This window comes from Neobacillus rhizophilus, from assembly GCF_018343535.1.
GTDB lineage: Bacteria > Bacillota > Bacilli > Bacillales > Cytobacillaceae > Neobacillus > Neobacillus rhizophilus.
Genome location: NZ_JAGYPF010000001.1, coordinates 105,835 through 131,643, shown reverse-complemented (window position 1 = coordinate 131,643; position 25,809 = coordinate 105,835). Strand labels below are relative to the sequence as shown.

Sequence of the window (25,809 nt, the reverse complement as noted above, 5' to 3'; positions counted from 1 at the left end):
ATGAAAGGTTTACTTAATCCGAAGGTATCTCTTGGAACTGAATATCGATATCGATTCCCTTCTTAGCATGGGACCGCTTCATCACGAAATAGACGATAATTGGGATAAACATTAAGCAGAGGGAAACCACAATCATTGTAAATGGCAAATCGCCTCTCAAAAACGGTATCAGAAGATAGTAACAAATCGAAATACTGATTGCCAGGGTTAACCAGCCTAGAATGGTGATTAAATGCATTCCTAAAAATTTTGTTTTTACAATTGGCGGTGAGGAGTTGAACAAAATCTTCTTGCGGGTTGAAAAAACAATTCCGGAAATCCCCAGGAAAATCCAGGCTAAGAACCAAGTGAAAATGGTGTACGCGATATTAGCCGTCCAAGAAGGCATGAAAATATCGAGCATTAAGAAAAACCAGGCACCGATGATGACTGTTCTTAAGGCGTAGGTTGGGGAGTTCGTTTTCTTGTTAAGCTCCATAAATTTGCTTGGAATCAAGCGGTCAAAGGACCAAGCCACAATATTTCGTGAAGGGCCGAAGCCAAGACCTGCCGCTGACCCAAAGGTGGCCACCGCGAAACAGATAGCAATCAAAAAGACAAACACAGGGCTTTTCGTCATGATCCCAATCATGATGGTGATAAATGGGTCATAGCCCTTAAATGGATAGGCCTCATGACCAGCATTGTAAAGATAATACAAGCTATTGGACCAGATATCGCCAAAGTTAATATAGGACATCGCATAGAAAATTGCCCAAACGACCATTAAAATAGCCAGCGAGCCAAATAAGGCCAAGAGCTGTGACTTCTGAACGTTTCGCACTTCACCGGCGAGATTTGCCCCAAAGGTAGATCCAAGGGTGTTAAGAATAATGTAGGTGGAACCGGCCATGACAGTTGCACCGAATAGAAACTTTGTTGTATAGCCATCCGCTTCAGCTAATTTTATGACATCCCCATAGGCCAAGCCTGTCATTTCAGTAAAATTAGCCGCAAACGTTCCCTGCCCGGTAATCAGGTTCGCAATGATAAAAACTACCGCCCCTACCAGCGTCGCACCGAGCGTTAAATAGGCCAGCCTAACCATCCACTTTGTGCCTTTATAATAGATAAAGTAGATGAATGCTAACAGTGCTGTTCCGATAATTGCATGCATGATATTGCTGTTGAAAAACTCCGCCAGCCCCAGCCATGTTGCGTCATTTCCGTTAATGAGTGCAATCGAATAGAAGAATTCAACGATAGACCATTTGATAATCCAGTTTAAAAGAATCCCCGTCCACGAAATAGATGTAAACGTTATCATAAAACTTGCCATCAAACCTAGTGAGGGATGAAGAATCCTGCTTATATAAATATATTCTCCGCCGGAGCGCGGCATTGAGACCGATAACAACCAGTATAGGCCGGCAATTATAAACATTTGTGCGACAGTCAGGATGGCCCAAACCATATGAGCGCCTGGATATAAAAATGGTGCCCACATGATATAGACGAGCGCAAACATCAACCCCGGGTTGGCAGCGGAGTAAATCATCGTGTCTATTGGACTGATCTGCCGGGCAATTCCACCTGTTGATTTCTGTTCAAACAATGCGAGTCCTGCTTTAGACATCTTTTCACCCTTCTTTCCTTAAAAATATAGGCTGTTTTCGTAAATGCTGTTGCTTCTTGCGAATAATCCTTATTAGCAACAATCTTTTAGAAAAGAGCCAAAATATTAGAAAATCACAGTGACGAACCTATACACAAAGAAGACTTTTTTTCTGAGAAAAGAGGATCTTCCTGGCAGTCACCCCCTCAAGATAAAAATTCCACTTAAAAAATTAATCTAACAAAGTTAGCAAGGTTTTTACTGTTTGAGCGGAAACGTCCAGGCTAGCTTTTTCATCAGCAGTGAGCGGCAATTCTATAATACTCTCAATACCATTCCCGCCAAGAATCGTTGGGACGCCCAGGTAAATGTCCTTATACCCATATTCCCCCTCCAAATAAGCAATCGAAGGGAGGATTCTCTTTTTATCCTTCACGATGGCCTCGGCCATTTGTACAATGGCCGCAGCAGGTGCGTAATAAGCACTGCCCTGGCCAAGAAGATTGACAATTTCGCCGCCGCCATTTCGCGTCCGTTCTACAATCCTGGCGATTGTTTCGGAAGGAAGAATACGTTCTAAGGGGATTCCGCCTGCATACGAAAAACGGACCATGGGAACCATCGTATCACCGTGCCCGCCCAGGACAAAGCTCGAAATATCCTCCACTGAAACATTTAATTCCTGTGCAACAAAGGTATTAAATCGGGCTGTATCGAGTACTCCCGACTGCCCAATCACCCGATTTTTCGGAAAACCGGTAGTTTTGTAGCAAACATAGGCCATCGCATCAACTGGGTTGCTCAGGACTAAAACATAGCTGTTAGGAGCATAAACGGCTATTTGCTCAGACACTTCCTTGATAATACTGGCATTGATCGTAACCAAGTCATCCCTGCTCATGCCGGGCTTACGGGCGACCCCCGCAGTAATAATGACCAGATCAGCAGCTTTTATATCTTTATAATCGGAGGATCCTATTATCATAGAATCATATTTCTGCACCGGACCTGCTTGGAGCAGGTCTAATGCTTTCCCTTTAGTTGGTTTTTCCTGGCTAGGAATATCTAATAAGACAATATCCCCCAATTCTTTTTGCGCAAACATGAGAGCGATTGTCGTACCAGTATTTCCTGCTCCGATGACAGCAAGCTTTTTCCGTGTGAAGGACATACATGACCTCCTTTCCAACGGTTTTATCTACTCCGATTGCGATTCTAAGCTCGACACTATTTTAGCTTCTTGTTTTCTAGAGATGGGCTGCTCCATAAATAGCTGCGGCAAGCTTCCATCGGGGTGCGGAATCACATTAAAGGCAATAAGAGATCCTTTTTTTCTGGCAGTTTCTACCCCTGCTTCAACTGCTGCCTTTACTGCACTGACGTCACCTTCGACCACGATTGTCACGAGGGCCGGGTCGACCATATTTTGTTTGACAAGCTGTACAAAAGAGGTTTTTACCATCACATCCAATGCCTCAATGGAGGTAGCGAGCCCTCTTGTTTCAATCATTCCTAACGCCTTTGCCACCTCACATCACCTCTTCCCTTCTGCTTTTACTAATCTCCCGGTATGCCCGCTTACGATGAAACCGGCATTAGCTTCATCAGTATCGATATGCATTTCTAAGTTATACTTAGGCGATACACGAATCTGTACCCTTTCAAATCTGATTGGCCGCATTGGATTGTCAGTTTGCACAGCGACATACTCCCCGTCCTCTACATTGAATGTAGCGGCATCCTCTGGCGGCATATGAATATGAGCATGGGCAATAATCAATCCATTTTCTAAAAATAAACTGCCATTCGGCCCAATAATGGTAACAGGTGAAGATCCCTTTAGGTTCCCTGATTCCCGGATGGGCGGCTTCAAACCAAGTTTTATCGCATCCGTTTGACTTATCTCCACTTGAGTTTCACTGCGCAGCGGTCCGAGGACCCGAACTCTTTCAATGCTCCCCTTTGGCCCTGCAATGATGACCGTTTCATTCGCAGCAAATTGTCCGGGCAGAGATAAATCTGCCTTTTTCGTCAGCTGGTATCCCGTGCCAAATAGGAATTCTAAATCCTTTTCCTTTAGGTGGCAATGCCGGCCCGAAACTCCAATAGGAATACTCGCTTCATCATGAGGTTTCTGTTGCAACCGCCTCAATACTTCCTCAATAATTCGTTGTGTAATTTCTTCCTTCATCTTATTAACCTCATTTTTTCAACCATGAATTTATAGTTTTTAACCCTCAATCTTTGGCAGAACCAGTTGCAATTCTGTGTGTGGCCTTGGAATAACATGGACAGATAAAAGCTCGCCAACCCGCTGCGCCGCTTCACTTCCTGCCTCTGTTGCTGCTTTTACCGCCCCAACGTCTCCTGTAACCAAGACAGTCACGATTCCCCCACCAACGTGGACCTTCCCGACGAGATTTACATTCGCCGCTTTTACCATTGCATCCGCCGCTTCCAATGAAGCTACCAAACCTCTTGTTTCAATCATTCCCAGTGCACCATTTATCGCCATTCCGTTTTCCTCCTAAATTACTAAGATTTTTGATATTGTTCTATTACACTCTTAACTAGTTGTGTGATCATCTCTGTGTCAATGTTTTTCATTTGGTTTCCGGTTGCTTTTTTTATTACCTGTTCCACTATTTCGTCATTGCTCACTCTTTTTTCAATAGATTGGGATGGCTTTGGTATCTCGACATCCTTGATTCCATAAGCGATTCTTTTAATATTAATCAAATGTCTGGCTGTGATGTTGTCTGCCGTTATGTTCCCTCCATATGACCCGCATCCTAGGGTTAGCGAAGCGGTTAACCCTGTCGTCGCCCCTGCTGCCCCAATCGATGCCAGCGTATTTACCAAAACCCGGGAAACAGGCATTTCCAAGCCAAACATTCTGGTAACGTCATCATCATTGGTGTGAAGGGCCAGACTATGCCCCCTTCCGCCAATATTCAATAATTCCTGACAGATTTTTTTCGCCTCTTCCAGATCAGCAGCAGTATATAAGGCAAAAATGGGTGAAAGTTTTTCAATCGAAAAAGGGATTTCCTTTCCGATTGAATCTTCCTCAGCTATCAATATTCGTGTCCCCGCAGGAACCTTTATTCCGGACATCGAAGCAATTCGCTCAGCCGATTTTCCGACGATAGCCGGATTCAGTTTTCCTCTAATTGGGGAAATGACGTTTTCAAGTAATGCTTTTTCCGAAGCGCTTAAAAAGTAAGCGCCATTGTTTTTCAATTCTCTTATCGTCATTTCTTTTACATTTTTGTGAACAACAATCGCTTGCTCGGTGGCACAAATGGTTCCATTATCAAACGTTTTGCTGTCAACGATCAGTTTGACCGCTTTACTGACATTGGCCGAGCGGTCGATATAGACAGGAACATTCCCCGGTCCGACTCCGTAGGCCGGTTTTCCGGAACTATATGCAGCCCGGACAAGCCCGCCGCCGCCTGTGGCTAAGATTAATTGAATATCCTGATGGTGCATCAGTTCCGTCGTTGCTGCCATTGTCGGCCTGCTAATCCAGCCGATTATCCCTTCAGGCGCCCCCGCCTCAATAGCGGCATCATGGCAAACCTGCAGCGCCTCCACTGTACACTTTACCGCCGAAGGATGTGGGCTTACGACAATCGCATTTTGCGATTTTAATGAAATAAGTGTTTTAAAAAATGCCGTGGAGGTAGGGTTCGTCGTTGGGACGATCCCGGCAATTACCCCAAACGGATAGGCGATTTCGGTGATTTTTTCTTTTTTATTCTCACTGATAATACCTACCGTTTTTTCGTCTTTAATAGATTGATAGACGCCCATAGAACCCAATTCATTTTTGATTTTTTTATGTTCTGTCACACCCATTCCCGTTTCTTCTACAGCTATTCTCGCTAATTTTTCAGATGCTTGATAGGCTGCTTCTGCAACATGTTTAACGATACGGTCGACCTGATCCTGAGAAAACTCCTGATATTTGGCTTGAGCTTCCTTCGCCAGTCTTACAGCCTCTAGCATTTCCTTAATCGAGGTCGAATCATTATCCAATTCCAATTTGGCACCCTCCTTTCTCATTTCCTCGTCAATTATGATGTGGAAAAAATTTCACCTGACCTTTTTCTGTTGTATTTACCGATAAACGGTTCCAGTTGTTAATTTCCTCCTCCGTAAGCGGTCGATGACTAGATGGTTCTCTTTCAACTATTTTATTTTTAAACCCAATCGAAGCTGATATGTTTTTCCAAACGTTGATTTCTTCCTGCGTCAAAGGTTCGACCTTTGTTGATACTTCCGAAAACCCTATAGACATCGAAATTTGTTGCCAATTTTTCAAATCTTGTTCTGTAAGCGGAGGATAATCCAAACTTTTATCTTCAACGGAATCTAGCCTGTTCACTTCATTAGAAAGGGAAGGTTCCGAGTATTCCTGAAGCTTTGAGAGTACTAATCTGGTAATCCTTTCTACCAACTCGGCATCCATTGTTTCACCACCTGATAAACAGCCGTATAGTTTTCTTATATTTTTCCATCCTGAAGATATTTTTCCGCCAAGACATCAGTGTCCTCGGTAAATCCACTGCCCAATTCCCGTGTTGTCTCGTTATCACGGCTGCCGACCCAGGCAATCAACTGAAGCCGCCGCATTAGTATAAAAGTGGGAATTTCTTGTTCTTCCTCCTCTGAAAGCGGACGGACACTTCGATAGCCTTTTAACCATGATTCAATAAGTGCGGGCACATATGGTTTGTGTTCAATAAAGCTTAAGGAAGTAGCGAGGTCATACAAATACCAGCCAAATCCACAGTCATCAAAATCAATTACCTTGATTTGATCGCGCTCCACCAAAAGATTGGCAAGCCGTAAATCGGAATGGATGAGTCCATAACGGGTAGGAGCTTTACCAAAACGCTCCAATCTCGTTTTTATCTTTTCGGAAACCCTAGTGAACAATTTTTCACGCTCTGGCGTTATACCCAGCCCATCCTGCCATCTTCCCCACTTTGGAGTCTGGCCAAGGATCGTTTCATAATCCCAGGTAAGCCTGCGGACATGAAGGAGTTGTTCCCAATTTGCCATACTGTGTTCATGCAATTGGGCCGTAATCTCCCCAAGCATTTTAAATTGGCTGATTAGCTCCTGCTCATTGTCTTCATTTGGCGCTTCACCTTCTAAAAACGTGAAAAGAGTACAGTGATAATTCATATTTTCATAGTTGACGACTTGAATATATTCACCATTCCCCCCGGACACAGGCAAAGAGACATGGATTGACGAATGCTGGTCAATCGATCTTAACCACTCCAGTTCACTTTCCACTTCTATTTTTGTGTGATACCCAGGACGGCCCACACGCAGAATATATTTTTCCCACGTAGTAGTGTCTGTAATTAGGTAAGTAGCATTTTCGGAATAGTTTAATAGCTGAATAGATGATTGCGATAAAAAGGGATAAAAAGGAATAGCGGCTTTGGCAATTTGATTAAATTTTTCCATGGATTCCTGTAAAGGATCAATTGAGGAGCTGCCCATATTCATTACTCCTTTCGAATTGTTAACTGTAGCTGAAAACCGATTTAGCTGCCTGTTTGATGCTGGCCTCGCATTTCGACAGTAACTCATCACAATATTCCTTATCGCAAAGCAAGCCTGGTTTAAACTGTAAGACACTGTTATCGAGCATGGAATAGATTGCCCACACGCCATTTTTATAAAGCTCCTGCATTACGTAGATAGCACCTTGCGGATGATTAAACTCAAGCCCCATGACAACTCCCAGTTGGCGGATGCCGACAAAAAAGTCCGGATGCTGCTTCTTGATGGTTTCTAATCCTGTCCGCAAGTATCTGGCCACAAAGTCAACGTTTTGCTGAACCTCTTTACGCTGCGAGATTTCTAAAACTTTCATCGCTACAACACAGCCCAGTTCCGAACCACCAAATGTCGAGATATGGGCAAAGCCATCCTCATTCATCCAATTTCCTGCTTGTTTACTTACGACGGTTGCGGCAATCGGGTAAATCCCGCCGCTGAAGCCTTTGGAGGTGACAAGAATATCCGGTTCGACTCCGTAATGCTCAATTCCCCAAAGCTTGCCCGTCCGCATTAGGCCAGTCTGCACTTCATCAGCGATATAAAGTGTCCCGAATCTTTCACATAACCTTTTTACAGCTGATAGGTAACCTCTTTCCGGCATTGGGAACCCATAGGTTGCCGGTATTGTTTCGATAATGACACAGGCTACATCTTCATTTCTGAGTGCCTGTTCCATTTCGTCCAAATCATTAAACGGAACATGAATAAATTCTGACGGGTCACCTTCACTCAAAAACAAACGTGAATACCGCTCATTTCCTAACGATACGGCGAGTCCTGTGTGACCGTGATAGCCATTAATAATGGAAACAATTTTCTTTCGTTTCGTAGCATAGCGGGCACATTTCAGGGCCACATCGATTGCCTCGCTTCCGCCGGCGGATAGAATCGAATAATGCAGGCTATCCGGTGTACTTTGTGAGAGTTTTTCCGAAAGGCGGGCTCGCGTCATGGCAGGAAAGTGATGATTGCCAATATCGAATTCATCCAAGGCTTCTTTCAAAGTGGCAATAATTTCAGGATTACGGTGACCGAGATTATAAGTTCCGCCATTTAAATGGACGTCCATTAATCTCTTGCCTTCCATATCATAAAAGTAATAACCTTCTCGCTTACCCATCACCAAGTCAATTCCATCTTTTTGCCACTGACTCGTTTTACCCGGGTTCCACCATTGGATAGAGTGGTCAAGAACGGTTTTTTTACTGCCAAATTCAATCATTTGATTTCTCCTCATCTCTCTTAAAAGCATTTTGATAGGACTGTTGTCACGTATTTAACTATTGGGATTTCAGGACCTTCTCCTAAAACTCATCTGCCACAATTAATTCAACACCATGCGCTGAGATTATTTTTTTCCACTCATCAGGACAGCTTTGGTCAGTAATAATCTTAGAAGCATCTGTAATGGAACACATATACGCAAACGTCGTTTTCCCGAACTTTGAATGATCCGCAAGAACAATTACCTCTTCGGCACGCTCCATCATTTTCCTAGAGATGCTCGAACCGCTGATATCATAATCTGTAATTCCGTTGGCAGTGGAAATACCGCCCGCGCAAACAAACGTTTTATCGGCACGAAGCATTTCGAGCATTCGTTCCGAAAGTGGCCCGCTCATATATTTCTGGTTTCTTTCAATTTCGCCGCCAATAAAGATTACGCGCCCTTTAAAGCTGTCCATGGCCCCAAGCATAACCGGAACGGAATGAGTAATTAAGGTAATATCCTTTTTATCCGACAAGTATGAAATCATATCGAGAGGCGTGGTGCCGTTGCCGATCATTATGATGTCACCGTCTTCTACTAGGTCTGCGGCCGCCTTACAAATGGCCTGTTTCTCTTTTTGGTTGATTGTTGTTTTTTCATCGAAAGGCAGTTCCCAGCTATGAATCTTGTTTTTGACGGCACCGCCATACACCTTCTTTAAAAATCCTTCCTTTTCAAGCCGATCCAGGTCACGGCGAATCGTCTCATCGGACACTTGAAGAAGGTTGGCCAGCACGCGTACTTGAACCTTCTCCTCTTTTTCTAAAGATTCCATAATGGTTGTTTTTCGTTCTTCATAGGATAAAGACATATCCAGTACCACCTACTAAACACAGAATCGGAACCTTTACTTTTTAAAGGCATTATTTTTCAAAAAAAAACAGATTGTTAGTTTTCCGGTAATATTTGTCCCCCATCGACGATGATGGTCTGACCTGTGATAAAGCCTGCTTCCTTGGAGGCCAAGAATAGGGCCGCATAGCCGATGTCTTCAACAGTGCCCAGCTTTCTCATTGGGATAGCAGAGGCCATTTCTTCAAGGTAGTCATCCCCCATTCCTTCGAGTCCCTCTGTTAGGACATTCCCTGGCAGCACCGCATTCACGGTAATTTGCTCACCGGCAAGCTCCAAAGAAGCTGTCCGCATGAACCCCAATTGCGCTGCTTTACTAGCCGCATAGTGAGACCAACCCGGATAGCCGGTAACAGGACCAGTAATCGATGAGGTGATGACAATTCGCCCGTATTCAGCTTGCTTGAGATATGGGATGCACGCTTGTACAGCGTGGAATGTGCCCTTCGCGTTGGTATTCATGACAGTATCCCAATCTTCATTTGTCATAGTTTCTAGAGAGGCAGATGGAAAAATCCCGGCATTGGCGCATAAAACATCTATACCGCCAAATGTTTCATGGACCTCTTTCGCTACAGCTTTCATTGAGTCGCGATTTTGTACATCGCCTTGGAATGCCACAACCTTAGCATTTTCACCGCCCAGTTCAGCTGCACACGCTTGGGCAGCCTCCAAATTTCGGGCCACAACCGCAACCTTTGCTCCATGCTTGGCAAACACTCGGGCAATCCCTTTTCCAATCCCTTTGCTGCCACCCGTAACGATAACCGTCTTACCCTGCAATGAACTATACATCTTAACAGCTCCTCTACCATTTAAATGTGAATGGGCTTTATCAAAAACCAACAAAATACCAATATCCAATTTGCATGAAGTTGTGGGATGTGATGTGAATTGTTGTGGATTTTGGAAGATAGTAATATGTATGAATATATAGGACAGAATATTCAGTTTATTAAATCAGTTATTTTTTGTTTTGGGAAAGAAAAAAAGCAGCATCAACCTTGAAAGGCTGATGCTGCTAGATTTTAAGATTTTTGTTTATTTTTCAATTTGCCATTCATTTACGTTATAGAACATGCCAAATTGTTTTGGTTGTCCTACTTTGACTTTCTTATTTACCGCTCCCTGTAGGTAGTCTGAATAAAGTGTGAATGTTGGCAAATCCTCATGCAGGATTTCTTGGACCTTGTCATAAATCACTCTGCGTTTTTCTGGATCTGGTTCTAACTTACCTTGGGTTAACAAATTATCAAGCTCTGGATTGCTATAGTCCGCAAAATTATAGGTTCCACCTGTTACATAGAATGTACTTACATCCGGATCAATTTGGTATGGGATTCCAAGGAACATAATATCAAAGTCATGCTTAGCACCTTTTTGCATATGGGTTGGAAAATCAAACTTTTGAACCTGAACGTTTAGCCCTACTGCTTTTAAATTTTCTGCAACAATAACAGCGGATTGCTCACGAACCTGGTTGCCGATTGGAACATTGACTTGAATTGGCTTGCTCTTATCCCAGCCTGATTCTGCAATAAGTTTCTTTGCTTTTTCTGGATCATACTGGTAGTTCTTAATGTTTTTATCAAAATATGGATGGATCTTTGTGTATGGTCCATCAATGATTTCTGCTTTTCCTTTTAATAGCTTCTCAACAAGTTGCGGACGGTTAATCGCATAAGCGATTGCTTGGCGCATCTTCTGATCAAAGGTTTTTGTATTCAGGTAAATTTCCTGCCAATCATAGCCCTTAGGATCATTAGTTGTGACATTCGCCATATTTTTCACTTTTTCAATATCTTGAATCGCAATTGCACCGGTAGAAGGATAGTTGATATGAATTTCGCCGGTCTGCAGTTGTGCTGTAATGTTTGCCTGTGGAACCACCTTAAAGAAAAGCTTTGCTGTTTTAGGAGCACCGCGATAATAATCTGGGTTCGCCTTAAGTTCAACACTCGATTCTCCGCTGAAGTTAACAAGGGTGTAGGCACCATTGGAAACAGTTGGCTTTAACATAAATGGATCTTGATGAAGTGTTGCAGGATCCTTGTCCTTTAGGATATGGCTTGGAACAGCTCGGAAATTGATTAAGCTTCCTTTAAGATAGTTCGGGTCAGTTGGTGCTTTTGTGTGAATGACAAAGGTTTTGTCATCAACTACTTCAATCCCCTTAACAGACTTTTCTCCTTTAGGCAGCTGGCCATTTTCATCCAAGCCATCAATCACATTAAGAGTTTTCAAGCCGGAACTTTGAACGGCAGGATTTGCCAGTAGATCAAACGTAAATTTAACATCCTCAGACGTAACAGGTTTTCCATCTGTCCAATTTGCCTTTGAATTAATTTTAATCGTAAACGCTTGGTTATCCTTTGTATCAAAGCTTTCTGCTAACTTATTTTGAAATTTCATATTTTCATCTGGTTCAAAGAAAGGATCAAATAGAATATTTGCCAATGTAATGGCACCCAAGTCACGAGTATTAATCGGATTAATCGCACCGATCGCGTTTGAAACACCTACAACAATGGTATCACCAAATTGTGCAGAGCCTCCGCTCTTCCCGTTTTCCTTCGGTGTGCTTGATGCATTATTAGAACCTGAACATGCACTTAAAAATAATAGTAATGCAACTGATAAAACCGTTAAAAATTTTCCTTTCAGCTTCTTCATTCCCGTCCCTCTTTTCATTTTATATTGGATTGCTATATATCATTGGGGGCAAGGCCCCCAATTGTTTAACGCGATAATGTGATGAGAGGCTGGCCCCCACTGCGTTAATGCGCTAAATACCTCAATTTTACTTCAATGTTTTAGGGTCCAAAGCATCCCGCAGGCCATCACCGATAAAATTGATGGCTAATACGACAATGACAATCATTACCCCTGGAGGAACCCATAGCCATGGCTGGTCGGTTAATACCGTTAACGATTGGGCATCTGTCAGCATGTTCCCCCAGCTTGCTGTCGGCGGTTGTACCCCCATCCCGAGGAAGCTTAGAGATGCTTCTACGATAATGGCTGCTGCTATGCCAAATGTAGCTTGGACAAGAATCGGAGCAATTGCATTCGGCAAAATATGCTGGAATAAAATTCTTGGTGTACTTAACCCAAGCACTACGCCCGATTTGACATAATCAACATGTTTCAGCGAAAGTACCGTTCCGCGAACCAATCTGGCAACGGCCGGCCAGCCCAAAAGCCCCAAAATCCAGATGATATTAAATAGGCTTGGTCCCAAAATACTAACCACCACAAGAATTAACATCAATCCTGGGAATGACATGAAGACGTCTGTCAATCGCATTAACACAATATCGACCCATCCGCCAAAATAGCCGGAAACCGCACCTAGGATTGTTCCAATAAGGGTGTAAATAAGAACTGCCCCTAGTCCGACTGCCATCGAAACCCTTGAAGCATAGATAAGGCGTGTGAAAAGATCTCGTCCGACTTGGTCGGTTCCTAACCAGTGCTCAGCAGATGGCGGTGCAGAGAATTCGTCATAAACCTGATACGGGTCCTTTGGTGCAATAACTGGTGCAAAAATAGCCATCAGGATGATTAACAACATCAAAATACTGCCTGCTACGGCCAAGCGATGCTTCATAAAACGTTTAATTATTAGTTGTAAAGGAGTTTCCTCTCCGCCAATCTCTGTATGAGAAATGGGAGGTTCCACATCCTTTTTAATATTTGTTTCTAGCATTGGCATACCAAGTTCCTCCTTTCCTATTTATACTTAATGCGCGGGTCAACAAACGAATAGACAATATCTGTTAATAGATTGGCAAACAGCACCATAAATGCCGTCAATAGATTAAGAGCCATCAGTGTTGGATAATCCCTGGACATAATCGACTGAATGGTCAACTGACCCATACCCGGCCACTGAAATATCTGTTCGGTGATAACCGCTCCGCCAAGCAAGAAAGGAATCTCCATACCAATGATCGTAATAATCGGAATCAAGGCATTTTTTAAAGCATGTTTATTGGTAACAACAAATTCCTTTAACCCCTTTGCTCTCGCCGTCCGTAAATAATCCTGGCCCAGCACCTCCAAGAGACTTGCCCGGACATAGCGGACATATTGCCCTGAAATTCCGACTGCCAGCACGATCACCGGAAGAATTAAATGCTGAACCTTATCCAAGAAATTATCTTCACTGCCCAGGGTCGACATGCCCCCTGCCGGCAGAATCTGCAATTGGACGGCAAAGATATAAATAAGGCCCAATCCTAAGAAAAAATGCGGGATGGAAATTCCAAAGAACGAGGTCCCTGTCGCCAAATAGTCAAGTTTGCTATATTGCTTGACTGCACTTAAAATCCCTATCGGCAGGGCGATGATTAATCCCGCTAGAAGGGCAAGTCCCATTAATTCAAACGTCGGGCCAATCCTTTCGAAAATCATCTTTGATACTGGTTCATAGGTTGAAAAGGAGTAGCCTAAATTGCCTTGTGCAAGATTACCAAGCCAATGGAAAAATTGAATGTAAAGCGGATCATTCAAGCCCAGCTGTTCCTTCCTCATCTCCAGCAGTTCAGGTGAAGAATTGGGGTCGACATACATATCAACCGGGTTTCCCGGCGCCATATTAATGATGATAAAATTGACAACCATGACCCCAAATAAAACTGGGATGGCAATTAAAAGTCTGCGGATAATATAGGGAACCAAATTTTCACCCTCTTTCTAAAACTAATTTTTATGCATCGTTAACCGCGAAGCAGGCAACGCTATGTTCCTTACCTTTTAGAACAGGTCTTTGCTCCCGACAAATCGCTGTTGCAATCGGGCAGCGAGTGTGAAAGCTGCAGCCGCTTGGCGGATTGGCCGGACTTGGGACATCGCCAGCAATAATGATTCTTTCTTTCGTTCTTAATTCAGGGTTCGGTATTGGATAAGAGCTTAACAACGCTTTTGTATAAGGATGCTGCGGATTTTTGAAGATTTCTTCCGTTTTTGCAACCTCGACAATTCTCCCTAAATACATAACTGCAATCCGGTCGCTGATATACTTAACGGCTCCTAAGCCATGGGCAATAAACAAATAAGTAAGGTTGAATTCTTTTTGCAGATCCTTCAATAAATTCAGGATTTGTGCCTGAATGGATACATCCAAAGCAGATACCGGCTCATCGCAAATGATCAGTTTTGGATTAAGCGACAAGGCTCTGGCAATTCCGATCCGCTGCCGCTGGCCTCCGGAAAATTCGTGCGGGTAGCGATTTTTATAGCTTTTTGACAGACCGACCAGTTCCAAAAGCTCGTCTACTCTTTTATTGATTTTTTCCTTTTCAACTACTTGATGAATTCTCATCGGTTCTTCGAGGAGATCTTTGATTCTTTTCCTTGGATTCAGAGATGAATACGGGTCCTGAAAAATAATCTGCAGGTCCCGGCGCAGACCTTTCATCGTATCTCTGTTAGCAGTGGTGATTTCTTTCTCCTGAAAATACACCTTACCCTCTGAGGCATTTTCCAGCCTTACAAGCGTTTTCCCAATGGTTGATTTACCGCAGCCCGACTCTCCTACCAATCCGAGTGTTTCACCTTCGTTAATATAAAAGTCGACCCCATCTACCGCCTTCACGTGACCAACCGTTTTCGAAAAAACACCCTTTTTAATAGGGTAATAGGTTTTTAATTTTTCTACTTTTAGTAAAGGAGTCGTTTCTTTTTCAATCATGGTGGTCATGTGAATATTTCCTCCTTAGGTTGATCGGAGTTTGTCCTTAAACCGTCTTCCTCCGTTAACCAGCACCTTACTTTATGCCCTGCCTGAACATCCTTAAGTCTAGGCTGTTCCTGCTCACACCGTTCCGTTGCATAGGGGCAGCGGGTATGGAACCGACAGCCTGCTGGCATATGCTTGATGCTCGGCACTGAACCAGGAATTGAAGCCAGGCGTTGTTCACTTTCATATTCCAAATGTGGAATGGAGGCCATTAGCCCTTGGGTATAAGGATGCTTTGGCTCCTTAAATAGCGTGAATACATCTGCTTCTTCCACAACCTGACCAGCATACATGACAATTACCCGGTCGGCCGTTTCCGCAATTACCCCAAGATCATGGGTAATTAGCATAATGGCGGTGTTAGATTCCTTTTGCAAGGTTTTCATCAATTCGAGAATTTGCGCCTGAATCGTTACATCCAGGGCAGTTGTTGGTTCATCCGCAATCAACAGCTTTGGCTTGCAGGCAAGCGCCATCGCAATCATCACCCGCTGCCGCATTCCGCCTGACAATGCATGCGGGTATTCCTTCATAATCTCATTCGCCCTTGGAATTCCAACCTTTTTTAACATTTCAACGGCGTATTCCTTAGCAGCCTTTGGATTCATTTTTAAGTGAAGCTTGATTCCCTCAATCATTTGGTTCCCAATCGTAAAAACGGGATTTAATGAGGTCATTGGTTCCTGAAAGATCATCGAGATCTCATTTCCCCTGATATCTCTTATACGCTGATTAGATACTTTTGTAAGGTCTTCTTCTCCAAAAAGAATCTGGCCCTTATTCACCTTTCCGTTTTTCCCGAGCAAACCCATAATAGATAAAGAGGTGACGCTTTTTCCGCAACCGGACTCGCCAACAATGCCGATGGTTTCTCCAGGGTTGACTGAAAAACTTACCTCTTCTACTGAAATCACTTCTTCACTGTCTGACTCAAATGCAATTTGTATTTGGTTTACTTCCAGTAAAGGTTTCATTCCTTCACCCCTCTTTCTAAAAACTATTAATTTTGTAAATTTTCCGAACATTCTACTCGGTTAACATTATTTTAATAAAAATAGTAGTGATAAAAAAAGGGACCTGAATTGACATTTCGTATCATTACTTGACAAACGAAAATAGAATTACGCTTGTTGATCATGTCAAAGTATAGTATATTTTGAATATTAAAATAATGTTTTAGGGGATGCCTTATGTACCAATTAGTTATTGCTGATGATGAATATGAAATCCGGCACGGCCTAGTAAACTATTTTCCTTGGAATGAACTTGGATTCGAAGTAATTGGGGAAGCAGCAAATGGGAAAGAAGCCCTGGAGCTCGTTTCAGAGGGAAATGCTGACGTTTTGCTTTGCGATATTCAAATGCCGATCATGACCGGCATTGAGGTCATAAAGGAAATGCATGAGCAGAAATCCCCTGTCCTGACTGTTTTTTTAAGCGGTTACCAGGAGTTCCACTATGCCCAGTCTGCCATTAAGTACGGGGTCAAAAATTATATTCTAAAACCCACAAATTTTTCAGAAATAACGGAAGCGTTTTCACAAATAAAAAAGGAACTAGACCAAAGAATTCCAGCCTCTACCCAAACGGTTTCCTTAAAACTAAAAGACGATGATGTTGATCCGATTATTAATAAAATTAAAGATTATGTGAAAACCAATTTTAAAAACGCAACATTAGATGAGGCTGCTCAAGTCGTTTATATGAACCCCCATTATGTAAGCAAATATTTTAAACAAAAAACAGATGTCAATTTCTCTGATTTTCTTTTTCAAGTCAAAATGGAAGAAGCAGCAAAATTAATTAAAGAAATGAAGTACAAGACCTATGAGGTAAGTGAAATGGTCGGATACAGCAATGCCAAGAATTTCACACGTGCTTTCCGAAAATATTTTGGGGTCAGCCCAAAGGAATATCGGCTAAATTAAGGATTGCTTCCAATGGATTCTTTAAAACGTTCCTTTTTTATTAAAAATTTAAGCAAACTGCTGATTCCAATGCTGATTCCCATACTCATTCTAGGTTCACTTGCGATAACATTAATCCATTTATATTTGAAGGAAAAAATTAATCAGGAAAACTTAAATCTACTCAATCAAATCCAAATGAATGTGGAAATGATTTTCGATGAGTTAAATTCTATTAACTTAACTATTGCGGCCAGTGCCAAGGAATTTCTAGACCTGCAAAATATGCTCGAGAAAAAATGGTTGGACTCAGAGGATTTTGTTAAACTGGCGTCGTTAAAAAACACCATCGACTCTCCTGCTATTGCCCACCCATACATTGATTCGATTTATATTTATATTAAAAATGACAAAAATCGATTTTTAACCTCAACAACAGGCGGTGTAGTAGATCTTCATGATTTTGATGATGTCTCTTGGTATAAGGGGCTCAGTAAGGTAATAAGCGGCGATGCTGTTTGGACCCAAAAAAGAACAGTAATTCGGAAGCTTGTGGATTTTCCCGACCAAAAGATTGATGTCATTTCCTTGTACCGCAGCATTACTCTTGCAAATGGTAACCTCGGGTACATTATTTTGAACGTAAACACAGATTATTTAAAGGACAATCTAAATAGTTTATATAAAATGAACGGACAAAATATTTTGGTTATGGATAAAAATGAGCAGGTACTGTTTGAAAATCATCCAGTTCATTTAACTTCACATGAAGCGAAGGAAATGTTATCCTCCGCTAATGAAATTAGTACAATGAAAATAGGAAACGAACCTTCTACTGTTTTTAAGCTGGACTCCCCAAAATATGGCTGGGTGTTTTTCTCGACCATCCCGCGGAGTTCTCTTTATAAGTTGCCATACCAATTAAGCTTGCTTACTTTAGTTCTCCTGCTTTCGTCAGTTATTGTTGGGGGAATTATCGCTTATTATCTAACGAAAAAGAATTTTGCCGAAATTGATTCGATTGTCAATATCTTAAATAATGCCGAAAAGGGTGAACCTCTCCCCCATTTGCCAAATGACGTAACGGATATTCACAGCCTAATCATTCATAAGATTTTGACCAGTTTTATGGAGCAATCCTATATGAAGGTGCTCTTGTCGGAGAGAAAATATAAAATGCAGGCACTGGAGTTATCCGTGCACCAATCCCAATTAAATCCGCATTTTTTGTATAATACACTAGAAACGATTAATTGGAAGGTGATCAGTCTTACAAAACGGCCAAACGAGATTAATGAGATGATTGATAACCTTGGAAATATCCTTCGTTACTCCTTAAGCGCCAAGGACAGCTTAGTCATTTTCAAAGATGAAATAAAGCATACGAAAAGCTATGTGGATATTCAGAAAATCAGGCACAAGGACCAGTTTGCGGTCTATTGGGAATGTGATGAGGGTGTTGAAAACTATTATGTGGTTAAACTGTCCCTGCAGCCTCTGATCGAGAATTCCCTTCAGCATGGCCTGCCTGGCTTGGGAAGAAAGCTTTCGATTAAAGTAAAAATAAGAATCTTCCCAACCCATCTTTATGTAGTGGTTATTGATAATGGCAAGGGAATCGACAGGGCTAGGCTAGAGGAAATCCGCTCGAAGCTGAAATCAAATTATACAGCAAATGATCACATTGGCCTTTATAATACCAATAAACGGTTGCAGCTAACGTATGGAGATAAACATGGTCTAACGATCCAAAGCAAACCTGATTGGGGAACAGCTATTGCCATAAGAATCCCCATCAACTAAAAAGGGCCCCTTTCTGTAAAGGGCCCTTTATATATTTCTTAATCTTAATTTTCATTTAAGTACTTTAATGCGCTTCTTACAAAGTACTGGACACCAAGAATCAGCGCTTCTTCTTTTACATCAAATTTTGGATGGTGATGCGGATAATTTTCAGCAATATTATCACTTCCTGCCCCCAAAAAGGCGAAGCATCCCGGTGCTGCCTCTGCAAATGCGGAGAAGTCTTCGCTGCCCATTAACGCTGTGCCCCTCACGAAGCTGCTTTCTCCAAAGGTTTCCACAATCGTTTGTTCAACTAATGAGGTAACCTTTTCATCATTTATCGTTGGACTGTAGCCAAAGTCATAGTTTAATTCATAGGTTGCACCATGTGCTTCGGTGATTCCCTTTGTTAATTTTTCCATCCAGATTGGAATCTGCTTGCGTACCTCAGGGTCAAACGTGCGAACAGTTCCGCCTAATGTTACTTTATCTGGAATGATATTGTTGGCAGTTCCCCCATGGAACTGGGCAACCGTAATCACAGCCCGATGGCTGGCATCCACTTTTCTAGAAATAAACTGATTGATTCCATTTACAAGCTGAACACCAATAGCAATCGGGTCAACAGTTTCTTCAGGTGCCGAACCGTGTCCGCCTTTACCTTGAATGACAATATCAAAATCATCGCAGGCCGCTGTCACATGTCCGTAGCAGAGAGAGAATTTACCCAAAGGCCCTTGTGAGCCGAGGTGAAGGCCGATCACACCGTCAAGGCCATCGGCTGCCCCTGCCTTTACCATTTCCTGTGCACCGCCAGGGGACAGTTCCTCCGCATGCTGGAAAAAAAAGCGGATTTCCCCTTTTATATCTTCTTTTAATTGGGACAAAACTTTGGCTGCGCCAAGAAGCATCGCCGTATGTCCATCATGACCGCAGGCATGCATCACACCTTTATTTTTGGAGGCAAATGGCAATCCTGTTTCCTCTAGGATTGGCAGGGCATCCATATCTGCCCGCAGCCCCAATACTTTGCCAGACTGGCTGCCAAACAGGCGTCCCATGACACTCGTTGGTGTGACCCTGGAAACTTCAATATTGCCAAACGATTGCAGTTTTTCATAAACGTAATTAGAGGTTTCAAATTCTTGAAAAGAAAGCTCCGGATTTTCGTGAAAATGTCTGCGCCACTCAATTATTTCTTCTTCAACTGCCTCTATTAGTTTCTGGATATCTACTACTCTTTCAATCACAAAATCCCCTCCACATTACGGGTACTTTTATTTCTCACCTAAGAATTTGAAGGCCGAGCGGACGAAATAATTGACACCTTTTATTAAAGACTCTTCCTTCACATCAAATTTTGGATGATGATGCGGATAATTTTCGGCTGGGTTCTCGCTTCCAGCGCCTAGGAAAACAAAACATCCCGGTGCTTCCGCTGAAAATGCTGAAAAATCCTCCCCTCCCATGATCCCATTTGCAATGACTCGATTGCTTTCTCCGAATGTTTCCACAATGGTTTGCTCTACCAGTTTGGTGATATTTTCTTCATTTATGACAGGTGCGTATCCCAGCATATAATTTAATTCATAGGAAGCGTCATGTGCTTCAGTGATTCCTTTAGCGATTTTTTCAATCCAGACGGGAATCTGTTTGCGTACTTCCGGATCAAAAGTGCGGACAGTCCCGCCAAGGCTTACGCGGTCAGGAATAATATTATTGGCTGTTCCACCATTGAATTTGGTAACAGAAATGACAGCGCGCTGGGCTGCATCCACTTTCCGTGAAATAATTTGGTTAATTCCGTTAATAATTTGAACACCGATAGCAATTGGATCAATCGTTGCATTTGGTGCAGAACCATGTCCGCCCTTGCCTTGAATATCAATATCAAATGCATCAGTCGCTGCAGTGACTGGTCCATAACAAACAGTAAAGATTCCTGAAGGAATTTGCGAACCAAGGTGAACGCCGATGACCCCATCAATCCCCTCTGTAACGCCGGCCTTCACCATTTCCGATGCGCCGCCAGGGAACAATTCCTCAGCATGCTGGAAGAAAAAGCGGATTTCCCCTTCTATTTCATCCTTTAATTGGGACAGAACCTTTGCCGCTCCTAAAAGCATGGCAGTATGTCCATCATGACCGCAGGCATGCATCACACCGTCATTTTTGGAGGCAAATGGGAGCCCGGTTTCTTCTTGAATTGGAAGCGCGTCCATGTCAGCACGTAAAGCAACAATTTTACCAGGCTTAGCACCGACAATCCGTCCTAATACGCTTGTCGGCGTTGGACGAGATAACTCAATATTGCCAAAGGACTCTAACTTCTCAAATACATAATTGGATGTTTCTACCTCCTGAAATGAAAGTTCAGGATTTTCATGTAAATGTCTGCGCCACTCCACAACCTCTTTTTCAACAGCTTCAACTAATTTCTGAAGATCAAGTGTTTTTTCTACCATAAATTAAGCCTCCCTAAAATTCTTTTATTCAAGATAATTTTAGAGAAAAAGTACAGTGAAATACAACAAAAATATAGAATATTCTAATAACGGTCAATATAAGAGTATTTTCTGAATCTAAGAAACCTTTTTCTTCCACTTAAAAAAACTTTCAATAAGAAAACATCCCGGCTTATTTCAAGCTTGGATGCTGTTTTCAAAGTTATGGGGACTCAAGTATGAAATTTTTTTCTAGACTGATAGACAGCCTTTTTAATTTCTTTCTCCAGGTTTTGGAATAGGTTTTCAATCACCTTGATTGCTGCTCCATTAAGTAACCGATCAGGAGTCACTTCCATAGTCCCTGTTATCACTACATCAGCTTTAATAGTTAATTTGCAAGCCCCTTGCCAATCTCTTAGAAATAAATCAGACTGCGCCTGAATTTTTCCAAGTTTGCTAGTTCCGTTTATTTTCAGGCGATAAAATGATGGGTTTTTTTCTTCTATACGTCGTATGTCGATCGCATATACATCGTTGATTGGACCAATCCGGATATCAATTTCGCCTCGGTAGATACCACTTGAAGTTTCAACAAACAACTTGCAGTTAGGAATCGAGTTTTTTAGGACTGTTTCATCTTTCAACCATTTCCATACTAAATTTCTAGGCAAACCAATAGCATGATTGTACTCAATCTTCAACCTTCTCCCCCCATGGGCAACAGTATTAGAACTCTATGTCAATCATTGTATTCATTCGTTACCGGTCATGTTAAAGAAGTATTGTGGTGTCTGGGCTATTCATGAAAATTTTCCAAATACGAAAAAATCCCAAGCCAATATAGGCCTGGAACTTTTATGCTATGCATTCGGTTGTTTTCTCCTGGACCAAACGACAACAGGGATAAGCAGCAAAGATAAAATGCCTCCCGCCAGCGAGAGTATGGTATAGCTTGACTGGGCAACGACCATTCCGGAAATGGCTCCGCCAGATGCACCGGCAAGAGCAACCAAAACATCAATTGTTCCCTGTGTCTTAGCACGTGTGGAAATGTGAGTAGCATCGACAATAATCGCTGTACCGCTAATCAAACCAAAGTTCCAGCCAAGCCCCAGCAGGGCAAGTGCAATCATTAGGACGAGCATTGAATCAGCTGGTGCAAAAGCGGCAAGAAGACCTGCCATAAGCAAGGTGGCACCCGCTAAAATTGACATTGCCGTACGGCCAATTTTGTCAGCAATTATTCCGGTCACCAAAGATGGAAGATACATGGCGCCAATATGAATACTGATAATTAATCCGATATCACTCAGATCGTGTCCATGGTTTCTCATATGGACAGGTGTCATGGTCATGATGGCAACCATCACTAACTGTGTTAGGACCATCAGGGCAGCACCGACTACGAGTTCGCGCTTCTTCTTGAGCGATGCGCCGGTGGGTAGTTTTGAAGAAAATTCTCCGTTGCTGCTATTAACTTCCGACAATAGCTTTGCAACCTTGAGAGGATCTGGGTACAGGAACATCAACAACACAGAACCGGCCAAAAGGAAAGCAGCAGCCCCTAAAATAAACGGGCCGGCCAAAGATGGAACACCGATCGACATTGCAAATCGTCCCATTACATCAACAAGATTCGGCCCGGCAACAGCCCCAAACGTCGTCGCTAACATGGTGATACTGATAGCGGTTGCCCGCTGTGAAGGACTGGCGAGATCGGTACCTGCATAACGGGTTTGCAGGTTAGCTGCGGTTCCGGCACCATAGATTAATAGTGATGCAAACAGCAGAATAATAGAATTGATGACAGCTGCCGTCACCACTCCAATCGCGCCGATACCTCCGGCCAAAAAACCCGCTGCCAGTCCAAAACGGCGGCCGTATCGCTGCGACAGTCTTCCAATCAGAAGTGCTGCACCTGCGGAACCAAGAGTCAACAATGCCACTGGCAGTCCGGCAAACCGGTCGGTTCCCAGCATATTTTTGGCTAGCAGTGCCCCAACCGTTACACCAGCAGCAAGTCCTGCGCCACCGAGCATCTGGGAAATGACCGCTACCCCCAAAGTCCGCTTATATAACTGTTTTTGCCTTTCAGGCGAATCGATGTAAAGATGTATTCCATCCACTGGAATTTCTAAAACTTTGGCGTTATCATCAACTTTTGGGTCAATCACCTTTTCACCCCCTTATATTTTTTAAATAGCTATACCTTTTGACAAAATACCGTTTGCCGTCCTTCTTGGTCGTTCTCTTCAAAAAAGAGCACTTTCCATTCACTGAATTCGTTTAAAAGCTCTTTTGGCTTCAATTTATATTGATCGGATATCGTTTGGTATGCTGTCTTGGGTGTCTGAAAATAGGTTTCCATAAAGAAAAATCCGTTCCTTTTTACCATGCTTTTGACAAATGGAAAGAGGGATCGGTCTAGGTAGTAGGTAATCACAATAAGGTCGGTTGAGATGTGCTCCTTCTTAAGCTGTGTGACATCCGTTAAATCACAAACGCGCGGATTAATATTGAGATGCTGTTCGACAGCTTGTTCCTGAAGAAAGTGGATGGCAATCTCTGATATATCAAGAGCCACTACATGATAGTTTAATTGGGCAAGAAAAATACTGTTTCCACCTAGACCGCAGGCAAGGTCAAGGGCATTCCCGCCGTGAAGGTGTACTGAAAGATCTTTCAATCGGGGATTTGGAACAGGCTCCTTTAACTCAGTCAAACGATCTTTGTATTTGGCGTTCCATTTAGATTTCATATCCATTTTATAACCCCACATCCATCTTGTATAAATGCCTAAATTCTACCATACAAAAAGCCCGCTAAAAAGGGGGCAAATGAAAAATGAGGCCTGAATAGCGCAAAAAAGAATCAGGCCCCTTTTAATTTGGCGTGGATGATCAGGCGGTGGATTCCTGTGGTGATGGGGTCGCAGGTGATCAATGTCAAGATTCGGTCTTGACCATTGGGATTTAAAACAGATAAATCATCAGGTTCCACAATTAAAACATTGTAAATATCGTAGGTATAGGCTTGTTTTTTGTCCTCCACCACAATTTCATCGCCAGGCTTTAGTTCATTCAAGCGGTTAAACATCTTTCCATATGTTCTGCTGCGATGGGCGGCGATGGCGGCGTTTCCGATTTCACCGGGAAGGGCCGTACCGTCCAAATGGCTAGCACCAATTTTTAAATTTGCTTGACTTGCCCCTTCTAATATGGGCAGAGTTAGGTCTATCTTTGGTATTTTTATAATACCAGTCAGGCCGTCCATTTCGAAATTTTTATTTATCAGGGCAGGCTCCTGGATTGTTCCTTGCTCAGGTATAGGCTCCCTTTCCAAGCTTTCATCGAATGCCTTATTTAGACTTTGATAATTATTTTCCAGAGAGTTTTTGTTTCCATGCTTTTTTTGATCCCATTTCTTTAACAGTAAATTTTGTTCATGGTTATGAAAAACCTCTGTAATTTTTGGATAAAACATAATCATAATGCCTAAAAGAATTAATAGGACAGCAGTTAACTTTTTCATACATGCACCTCAATAAAAAAATTGAGAGAGATATTAATCCCCCTCAAAGCTATGATTCTAGTTGTTTAGCTTTTTCCGTCTTAATAAATACACACCGGAAGCGGTAACGAGTAGTCCGAGTAAATAATAGCCAAATGGGCTTGACTCTCCTGTTTTTGGAAGTACCCCAGTTGTTGTGGTTTGTTTTATAGTTTCTTGTGCCGGAGGAATCTGATTTCCTTGATTTTGTGGAGGCGGGGTATTATTATCCGTACCTCCCGGGTTTGGCCCAGGTTGATTTGGATTATCTGAATCTCCTGGTTTATCTCCCGGCTTATCTCCTGGATTGTCTCCCGGTTTATCTCCCGGATTGTCTCCTGGCTTATCTCCCGGATTATCCCCTGGATTACCATGATCATCGTCACCTGGCGGAGGCGGCGGCGGTGGCGGATAACATTTTTCCTGCCAATAATTGATGGTACCGTTTGCTTCGACACCGACTCTTACGTCTCTTACAGGAATGATGACCGGTTCCCGGTCCTTTATAACCAGCTTGAAGGCAGTGATATCATCTGTTACGTATTCAGCATTATCTTTTAATTTAAAATTCGGGGAATTTCCTGGTGCTTCCATCTTAGTCCAAACGCCTTTCCAAAGGACGTAAACCTCTACTACGTCTTCCCTACAGTCATTTTTTAAATGAAAATGAATTTCCGTACTCTTATTACCCTTTTGATCCTGGTCGCCCTGGTGCCCGTTATTAGGATTGCCATTATTCCCTTCCTGCTGTCCCCCCTTATTGTTCCCGTTTTCATTTCCATTCCCTTGACCGTTTGCGGCAACATAAGAAGCGGGAATGATTAGTAGGAAAATTAGTGCATACATGGATGCCATTAACAACATCCTTTTTAGGTTAACCGTCTGCAATACGCCACCTCTTTCCTAATTGAAAAACAAGTTGAATGCAGTTTTATCCTATTCAACATTTTCCTCAATAAGTACGATTCCTTTTTCCTATTTCTTTTTGTAAAAGAAACTTTACCAATTTTTTGATAAATCTGAATTCGTTTTACAAAAATGGCTTTTCCATGTAAAATGGCTTCAATAGTAAA

The 25,809-nt window shown here is 42.6% G+C and carries 25 protein-coding genes; 2 read left to right on the top strand and 23 right to left on the bottom strand.

Annotated elements, in window-relative coordinates:
* Positions 1-13: 13 nt before the first annotated feature.
* The 16 genes from KHA99_RS00665 to KHA99_RS00590 form a co-directional block, all read right to left on the bottom strand.
* Positions 14-1,615, bottom strand: a complete 1,602-nt coding sequence (locus tag KHA99_RS00665; protein ID WP_213115511.1) for an APC family permease — start codon at positions 1,613-1,615, stop codon at positions 14-16.
* Positions 1,616-1,826: 211 nt separating this feature from the next.
* Positions 1,827-2,765, bottom strand: a complete 939-nt coding sequence (gene mdh, locus KHA99_RS00660; protein ID WP_213115510.1) for a malate dehydrogenase — start codon at positions 2,763-2,765, stop codon at positions 1,827-1,829.
* A 27-nt stretch (positions 2,766-2,792) separates the two neighbouring features.
* Complete coding sequence (locus KHA99_RS00655) at positions 2,793-3,122, bottom strand: BMC domain-containing protein (protein WP_307851960.1); 330 nt, start codon at positions 3,120-3,122, stop codon at positions 2,793-2,795.
* Between the two features lie 6 nt (positions 3,123-3,128).
* Positions 3,129-3,785 carry a phosphate propanoyltransferase gene (pduL, locus tag KHA99_RS00650; RefSeq protein ID WP_213115509.1) on the bottom strand — a complete coding sequence of 219 codons (657 nt, stop codon included), beginning with the start codon at positions 3,783-3,785 and terminating at the stop codon, positions 3,129-3,131.
* Positions 3,786-3,824: 39 nt separating this feature from the next.
* Entirely contained in the window at positions 3,825-4,109 is a 285-nt protein-coding gene (locus KHA99_RS00645; protein WP_213115508.1) for a BMC domain-containing protein, read from the bottom strand.
* Positions 4,110-4,129: 20 nt separating this feature from the next.
* Complete coding sequence (locus tag KHA99_RS00640; protein ID WP_372447554.1) at positions 4,130-5,644, bottom strand: aldehyde dehydrogenase family protein; 1,515 nt, start codon at positions 5,642-5,644, stop codon at positions 4,130-4,132.
* A gap of 28 nt (positions 5,645-5,672) precedes the next feature.
* Positions 5,673-6,071, bottom strand: a complete 399-nt coding sequence (locus KHA99_RS00635) for a hypothetical protein (RefSeq protein ID WP_213115506.1) — start codon at positions 6,069-6,071, stop codon at positions 5,673-5,675.
* Positions 6,072-6,106: 35 nt separating this feature from the next.
* Positions 6,107-7,120, bottom strand: coding sequence for a phosphotransferase enzyme family protein (locus KHA99_RS00630; RefSeq protein WP_213115505.1), 1,014 nt, complete (start codon positions 7,118-7,120; stop codon positions 6,107-6,109).
* 22 nt (positions 7,121-7,142) lie between these two features.
* Positions 7,143-8,405, bottom strand: coding sequence for a class-III pyridoxal-phosphate-dependent aminotransferase (locus tag KHA99_RS00625; protein WP_213115504.1), 1,263 nt, complete (start codon positions 8,403-8,405; stop codon positions 7,143-7,145).
* An 82-nt stretch (positions 8,406-8,487) separates the two neighbouring features.
* Positions 8,488-9,264: a DeoR/GlpR family DNA-binding transcription regulator gene (locus KHA99_RS00620; protein WP_213115503.1), complete on the bottom strand. Its 777-nt coding sequence runs from the start codon at positions 9,262-9,264 to the stop codon at positions 8,488-8,490.
* A 77-nt stretch (positions 9,265-9,341) separates the two neighbouring features.
* Positions 9,342-10,100, bottom strand: coding sequence for a 3-oxoacyl-ACP reductase FabG (gene fabG, locus KHA99_RS00615; RefSeq protein WP_213115502.1), 759 nt, complete (start codon positions 10,098-10,100; stop codon positions 9,342-9,344).
* 246 nt (positions 10,101-10,346) lie between these two features.
* A complete protein-coding gene (locus tag KHA99_RS00610; protein WP_213115501.1) occupies positions 10,347-11,978 on the bottom strand; it encodes an ABC transporter substrate-binding protein in 1,632 nt (543 codons plus the stop codon).
* A gap of 127 nt (positions 11,979-12,105) precedes the next feature.
* Entirely contained in the window at positions 12,106-13,020 is a 915-nt protein-coding gene (gene opp4C / locus KHA99_RS00605) for an oligopeptide ABC transporter permease (protein ID WP_213115500.1), read from the bottom strand.
* Between the two features lie 17 nt (positions 13,021-13,037).
* Positions 13,038-13,988 carry an ABC transporter permease gene (locus KHA99_RS00600; RefSeq protein WP_213115499.1) on the bottom strand — a complete coding sequence of 317 codons (951 nt, stop codon included), beginning with the start codon at positions 13,986-13,988 and terminating at the stop codon, positions 13,038-13,040.
* 28 nt (positions 13,989-14,016) lie between these two features.
* On the bottom strand, positions 14,017-15,009 hold the full coding sequence (locus tag KHA99_RS00595; RefSeq protein WP_213115498.1) for an ABC transporter ATP-binding protein: 993 nt from the start codon (positions 15,007-15,009) through the stop codon (positions 14,017-14,019).
* Complete coding sequence (locus tag KHA99_RS00590) at positions 15,006-16,022, bottom strand: ABC transporter ATP-binding protein (RefSeq protein ID WP_213115497.1); 1,017 nt, start codon at positions 16,020-16,022, stop codon at positions 15,006-15,008. Before KHA99_RS00590 ends, KHA99_RS00595 begins: the two co-directional genes overlap by 4 nt.
* 216 nt (positions 16,023-16,238) lie before the next feature.
* Between KHA99_RS00590 and KHA99_RS00585 the strand changes: the two genes are divergently transcribed.
* Together KHA99_RS00585 and KHA99_RS00580 are read left to right on the top strand one after the other, a co-directional pair.
* Positions 16,239-16,976, top strand: coding sequence for a response regulator transcription factor (locus KHA99_RS00585; protein ID WP_213115496.1), 738 nt, complete (start codon positions 16,239-16,241; stop codon positions 16,974-16,976).
* Between the two features lie 12 nt (positions 16,977-16,988).
* Positions 16,989-18,758, top strand: a complete 1,770-nt coding sequence (locus KHA99_RS00580; RefSeq protein ID WP_213115495.1) for a sensor histidine kinase — start codon at positions 16,989-16,991, stop codon at positions 18,756-18,758.
* 44 nt (positions 18,759-18,802) lie between these two features.
* Here KHA99_RS00580 and KHA99_RS00575 read toward each other — a convergent pair whose 3' ends face one another.
* The 7 genes from KHA99_RS00575 to KHA99_RS00545 all read right to left on the bottom strand — a co-directional run bounded on the left by KHA99_RS00575 (position 18,803) and on the right by KHA99_RS00545 (position 25,624).
* On the bottom strand, positions 18,803-19,990 hold the full coding sequence (locus tag KHA99_RS00575) for a M20 metallopeptidase family protein (RefSeq protein WP_213115494.1): 1,188 nt from the start codon (positions 19,988-19,990) through the stop codon (positions 18,803-18,805).
* Between the two features lie 27 nt (positions 19,991-20,017).
* Complete coding sequence (locus KHA99_RS00570) at positions 20,018-21,205, bottom strand: amidohydrolase (RefSeq protein ID WP_213115493.1); 1,188 nt, start codon at positions 21,203-21,205, stop codon at positions 20,018-20,020.
* Positions 21,206-21,417: 212 nt separating this feature from the next.
* Positions 21,418-21,888 (bottom strand): SRPBCC family protein, encoded by a 471-nt coding sequence (locus KHA99_RS00565; RefSeq protein WP_213115492.1) that lies wholly within the window; start codon positions 21,886-21,888, stop codon positions 21,418-21,420.
* 159 nt (positions 21,889-22,047) lie between these two features.
* Positions 22,048-23,319 (bottom strand): MFS transporter, encoded by a 1,272-nt coding sequence (locus tag KHA99_RS00560; RefSeq protein WP_307852008.1) that lies wholly within the window; start codon positions 23,317-23,319, stop codon positions 22,048-22,050.
* A 71-nt stretch (positions 23,320-23,390) separates the two neighbouring features.
* A complete protein-coding gene (locus tag KHA99_RS00555) occupies positions 23,391-23,951 on the bottom strand; it encodes a class I SAM-dependent methyltransferase (protein ID WP_213115491.1) in 561 nt (186 codons plus the stop codon).
* Between the two features lie 107 nt (positions 23,952-24,058).
* Positions 24,059-24,718 carry a class D sortase gene (locus tag KHA99_RS00550; RefSeq protein WP_213115490.1) on the bottom strand — a complete coding sequence of 220 codons (660 nt, stop codon included), beginning with the start codon at positions 24,716-24,718 and terminating at the stop codon, positions 24,059-24,061.
* A gap of 57 nt (positions 24,719-24,775) precedes the next feature.
* Entirely contained in the window at positions 24,776-25,624 is an 849-nt protein-coding gene (locus KHA99_RS00545; protein ID WP_213115489.1) for an LPXTG cell wall anchor domain-containing protein, read from the bottom strand.
* Positions 25,625-25,809: the final 185 nt, after the last annotated feature.

What these genes read in the sequence shown, in the direction of transcription:
- KHA99_RS00665 (WP_213115511.1), bottom strand. Translation starts at nt 1,615, where the DNA reads ATGTCTAAAGCAGGACTCGCATTGTTTGAACAGAAATCAACAGGTGGA.
- mdh (WP_213115510.1), bottom strand. Translation starts at nt 2,765, where the DNA reads ATGTCCTTCACACGGAAAAAGCTTGCTGTCATCGGAGCAGGAAATACT.
- pduL (WP_213115509.1), bottom strand. Translation starts at nt 3,785, where the DNA reads ATGAAGGAAGAAATTACACAACGAATTATTGAGGAAGTATTGAGGCGG.
- KHA99_RS00645 (WP_213115508.1), bottom strand. Translation starts at nt 4,109, where the DNA reads ATGGCGATAAATGGTGCACTGGGAATGATTGAAACAAGAGGTTTGGTA.
- KHA99_RS00635 (WP_213115506.1), bottom strand. Translation starts at nt 6,071, where the DNA reads ATGGATGCCGAGTTGGTAGAAAGGATTACCAGATTAGTACTCTCAAAG.
- KHA99_RS00630 (WP_213115505.1), bottom strand. Translation starts at nt 7,120, where the DNA reads ATGGGCAGCTCCTCAATTGATCCTTTACAGGAATCCATGGAAAAATTT.
- KHA99_RS00625 (WP_213115504.1), bottom strand. Translation starts at nt 8,405, where the DNA reads ATGATTGAATTTGGCAGTAAAAAAACCGTTCTTGACCACTCTATCCAA.
- KHA99_RS00620 (WP_213115503.1), bottom strand. Translation starts at nt 9,264, where the DNA reads ATGTCTTTATCCTATGAAGAACGAAAAACAACCATTATGGAATCTTTA.
- fabG (WP_213115502.1), bottom strand. Translation starts at nt 10,100, where the DNA reads ATGTATAGTTCATTGCAGGGTAAGACGGTTATCGTTACGGGTGGCAGC.
- KHA99_RS00610 (WP_213115501.1), bottom strand. Translation starts at nt 11,978, where the DNA reads ATGAAGAAGCTGAAAGGAAAATTTTTAACGGTTTTATCAGTTGCATTA.
- opp4C (WP_213115500.1), bottom strand. Translation starts at nt 13,020, where the DNA reads ATGCCAATGCTAGAAACAAATATTAAAAAGGATGTGGAACCTCCCATT.
- KHA99_RS00595 (WP_213115498.1), bottom strand. Translation starts at nt 15,009, where the DNA reads ATGACCACCATGATTGAAAAAGAAACGACTCCTTTACTAAAAGTAGAA.
- KHA99_RS00590 (WP_213115497.1), bottom strand. Translation starts at nt 16,022, where the DNA reads ATGAAACCTTTACTGGAAGTAAACCAAATACAAATTGCATTTGAGTCA.
- KHA99_RS00585 (WP_213115496.1), top strand. Translation starts at nt 16,239, where the DNA reads ATGTACCAATTAGTTATTGCTGATGATGAATATGAAATCCGGCACGGC.
- KHA99_RS00580 (WP_213115495.1), top strand. Translation starts at nt 16,989, where the DNA reads ATGGATTCTTTAAAACGTTCCTTTTTTATTAAAAATTTAAGCAAACTG.
- KHA99_RS00570 (WP_213115493.1), bottom strand. Translation starts at nt 21,205, where the DNA reads ATGGTAGAAAAAACACTTGATCTTCAGAAATTAGTTGAAGCTGTTGAA.
- KHA99_RS00555 (WP_213115491.1), bottom strand. Translation starts at nt 23,951, where the DNA reads ATGGATATGAAATCTAAATGGAACGCCAAATACAAAGATCGTTTGACT.
- KHA99_RS00550 (WP_213115490.1), bottom strand. Translation starts at nt 24,718, where the DNA reads ATGAAAAAGTTAACTGCTGTCCTATTAATTCTTTTAGGCATTATGATT.